At 68.2% G+C, this 3,766-nt stretch carries 3 protein-coding genes; all 3 read left to right on the top strand.

The genetic code is table 11. The annotated features are described in order from the left end of the window. Positions 1-969: vitamin B12 dependent-methionine synthase activation domain-containing protein (locus tag ACWD04_RS33790; protein ID WP_451137551.1), on the top strand; the 969-nt coding region annotated here is incomplete at its 5' end. A gap of 140 nt (positions 970-1,109) precedes the next feature. Beyond that, positions 1,110-1,814 (top strand): HAD family hydrolase, encoded by a 705-nt coding sequence (locus tag ACWD04_RS33785; protein ID WP_451137550.1) that lies wholly within the window; start codon positions 1,110-1,112, stop codon positions 1,812-1,814. 309 nt (positions 1,815-2,123) lie between these two features. Then, positions 2,124-3,716 (top strand): ABC transporter substrate-binding protein, encoded by a 1,593-nt coding sequence (locus ACWD04_RS33780; RefSeq protein ID WP_451137552.1) that lies wholly within the window; start codon positions 2,124-2,126, stop codon positions 3,714-3,716. Positions 3,717-3,766: the final 50 nt, after the last annotated feature.

The following is a 3,766-nucleotide window of genomic DNA, read 5'->3' as shown; positions in this document are numbered from 1 at the left end:
GACGCGTTCGAGGGGCTGCGGCTGATGGACGCCCTCATCGCGGTCAAGCGCGGTGTCCCGGGCGCCACCCTCCCCGAGCTGAAGCAGCGCCGGGTGCCCAAGCGGGACACGCAGCTGATCGAGGCGGACGAGCCGGAGGAGGGCGTGCGGTCCGACGTCTCCGTCACCAACCCGGTCCCCGAGCCGCCGTTCTGGGGCACCCGCGTCGTCAAGGGCATCCAGCTCAAGGAGTACGCCTCCTGGCTGGACGAGGGCGCCCTCTTCAAGGGCCAGTGGGGCCTCAAGCAGACCCGCGCCGGTGACGGACCGACCTACGAGGAGCTCGTGGAGCGGGAGGGCCGCCCGCACCTGCGCGGCTGGCTCGACAAGCTCCACACCGAGAACCTGCTGGAAGCCGCCGTCGTCTACGGCTACTTCCCCTGCGTCTCCAAGGGCGACGACCTGATCCTGCTGCACGAGGACGGCTCGGAGCGCACCCGCTTCACCTTCCCGCGCCAGCGCCGCGGCCGCCGCCTCTGCCTCGCGGACTTCTTCCGCCCCGAGGAGTCGGGCGAGACGGACGTGATCGGCCTCCAGGTCGTCACCGTCGGCTCGAGGATCGGCGGGGCCACCGCCGAGCTCTTCGAGTCGAACTCCTACCGCGACTACCTGGAACTGCACGGACTGTCCGTGCAGCTGGCCGAGGCACTCGCCGAGTACTGGCACGCGCGGGTCCGCAGCGAGCTCGGCTTCGCCGGCGAGGACCCGTCCGACGTCGAGGACATGTTCGCGCTGAAGTACCGCGGGGCGCGCTTCTCCCTGGGCTACGGGGCCTGCCCCGACCTGGAGGACCGGGCGAAGATCGCCGAGCTCCTGGAGCCCGAGCGGATCGGGGTGAAGCTCTCCGAGGAGTTCCAGCTGCACCCCGAGCAGTCCACGGACGCGATCGTCATCCACCACCCGGAGGCGAAGTACTTCAACGCACGGTAAGGAACCGTTCCACGCGCGGTAAGGCACCACTCCGCGCGCCGTACGGGTACGAGTCGTAGACTGGTCGGTCCAGTGCAGGCCGGTCGCCGTTCCCACCGGGAAGGCGGCCGGCCTTCTCGTCCCTCATGGAGGTGTGCCGGATGACCAGTACGGTCCCCGCGTCCCTGACCCGCCCGGCCGAAGGGCCGGCGCTCCAAGCCGTCCTGCTCGACATGGACGGCACACTGGTCGACACCGAAGGATTCTGGTGGGACGTGGAGGTCGAGGTCTTCGCCGACCTCGGTCACCGGCTGGACGAGGCCTGGCGCGAGGTGGTGGTCGGCGGGCCCATGACCCGCAGTGCCGGCTACCTCATCGAGGTCACCGGCGCAGACATCTCCCTCGAGAAGCTCACCGTGCTGCTCAACGACCGCTTCGAGAAGCGCATCGGACACGGGGTGACGCTGATGCCGGGCGCCGCCCGGCTGCTCGCCGAACTCGCGGCGCACGAGGTGCCCACCGCCCTGGTCTCCGCCTCGCACCGGCGCATCATCGACCGGGTCCTGGACTCCGTCGGCCGCCACCACTTCGCGCTCACGGTCGCGGGCGACGAGGTGACCCGCACGAAGCCCCACCCTGAGCCCTACCTCGTGGCGGCGGCGGGCTTCGGCGCGAGTCCCTGGCGCTGCGCGGTCGTCGAGGACACCGCGACGGGAGTCGCAGCGGCCGAGGCGGCGGGCTGCCGTGTCGTCGCCGTGCCGTCCGTGGCGCCGATCGCGCCCGCGCAGGGCAGAGCTGTCGTGTCCTCCCTGGAGCAGGTGGATCTCGCCTTCCTGCGGGGCCTGGTCGCTACTTCGTGCACCTGATACCCGGAGGGCTGCCGCATTCCCGGAAAATCAGGTCCATGTCAATGTCGCCCATGGGGCGCGGAGGCGTGATGTTCGCCACTCGATGTGACGTCCGGGCCACCGCCGGGCCTGTCCGGCTGTCCGTTTCGCGACCCCATACGTCCGGGTTGATGGATTTGTGTACGAAACATTCCCGAGCGTGACATGGACAACCCGTCATCGGCGATCACCGAATGGATACAGCGGCCGATCCGCACCGTTCTGGTCCCCCTGCGGCGCCTACTAATCTCGGTTTTCTCACATGCCGGAATGAGGGAGAACGTCCAGATGAACCGCAAAACGCTGGTGCTGCCGGCGGTAGTGGGCCTGCTCGTGCCCGTGCTCGCAGCCTGTGGCGGGTCGGACGCCGGGGGCGATGCCATCGTGGTCGGGACGACGGACCAGTTCATCGCCTCGACGGACAACCCGGCCCCGCTGGACCCGGCGATCGGCTACGAGGCCGGGGTCTGGAACTTGCTGCGCCAGACCGTGCAAACTTTGACCCACATACCGCGGGGCGGCGGCGAGCCGGTCCCCGAGGCGGCCAAGAGCTGCGCCTTCACGGACACGGAGAACGAGAGCTACCGTTGCACGCTGCGTGACGGACTCACCTTCGCCGACGGCACCCCCGTCACCCCGGAGGACGTGAAGTACTCCATCCAGCGTGTGATCGACATCAAGGACGAGAGCGGCCCGGTCGCCCTGTTCGCCAACATCGACACGGTCGAGACCAAGGGCGAGAATGAGGTCGTCTTCCACCTGAAGACGTCGGACGCCACCTTCCCCTACAAGCTCGCCACGCCGCCCGCCGGCATCGTCCAGAAGGACAAGTACCCGGCGAAGGAGGCGCGCGAAGGCTTCCAGGTCGACGGATCCGGCCCCTACACGATGAAGCCCGAGGTCGAGGGCGACCAGGTCGTCAAGGTGGTCTTCACCAAGAACCCGAAGTACAAGGGTGATCTGAAGATCAGGAACGAGAAGGTCGAGCTGGACCTCTTCCCCGACGCGAAGGCGATGGGCAAGGCGCTCGACGAGAAGAAGATCGACATGATGACGCGCAACATGTCGCCCGAGCAGGTTCAGAAGATGCTGGTGGAGCCGGAAGAGGGTGTGAAGCTCACCGAGATGCCCGGCCTCGCCATCAGCTACCTCGCGTTCAACACCGAGGACCCCGCGGTGAAGAACAAGGCCGTTCGTCAGGCCATGGCACAGGTCATCGACCGCGGGTCCATCGCCAGCAAGGTGTACGGCAGCACCGCCGAGCCGCTCTACTCGCTGATCCCGTCCGGCATCACCAGCCACACCAACTCGTTCTACAACAAGTACGGTGAGCCCAACGTGGACACGGCGGCCGACCTTCTGGACGAGGCCGGCATCAACACGCCGGTGAAGTTCACGCTGCACTACACGACGGACCACTACGGCCCCGCCACCAAGGCGGAGTTCGAGGCGCTGGCGAAGCAGCTCAACGACACGAAGCTGTTCGAGGTCGACGTCCAGGGCACACCCTGGGACAAGTACCGCCCCGCCCAGAAGAAGGGCGACTACGCCGTGTTCGGCATGGGCTGGTTCCCCGACTTCCCGGACCCGGACACCTACATCGCTCCGTTCCTCGACGAGAACAACTTCCTCAACTCGCCGTATAAGTCGACCGAGGCACAGGGCACGCTCATCCCGCAGTCCCGCCGCGAGGCAGACCGCAGCGCCGCGACCCCGGCCTTCGAGAAGCTCCAGGACATCGTCGCTGACGACGTCCCCCTCCTGCCGGTCTGGCAGGGCAAGCAGTACGTCGCCTCGCTGGACGGACTGACCGGTGTGGAGTGGGCCGTCACCTCCTCGGCCGACCTGAAGCTCTGGGAGCTGGGCCGCGGCGAGTCCTGACGCGGCATCTCCCGCAAGCGGCGCGGGGGGGGGGGGCGCGGCCCCCCCCC

This window comes from Streptomyces sp. NPDC002911 (genome assembly GCF_053591835.1).
This window is presented reverse-complemented; position numbering and strand designations above follow the sequence as displayed.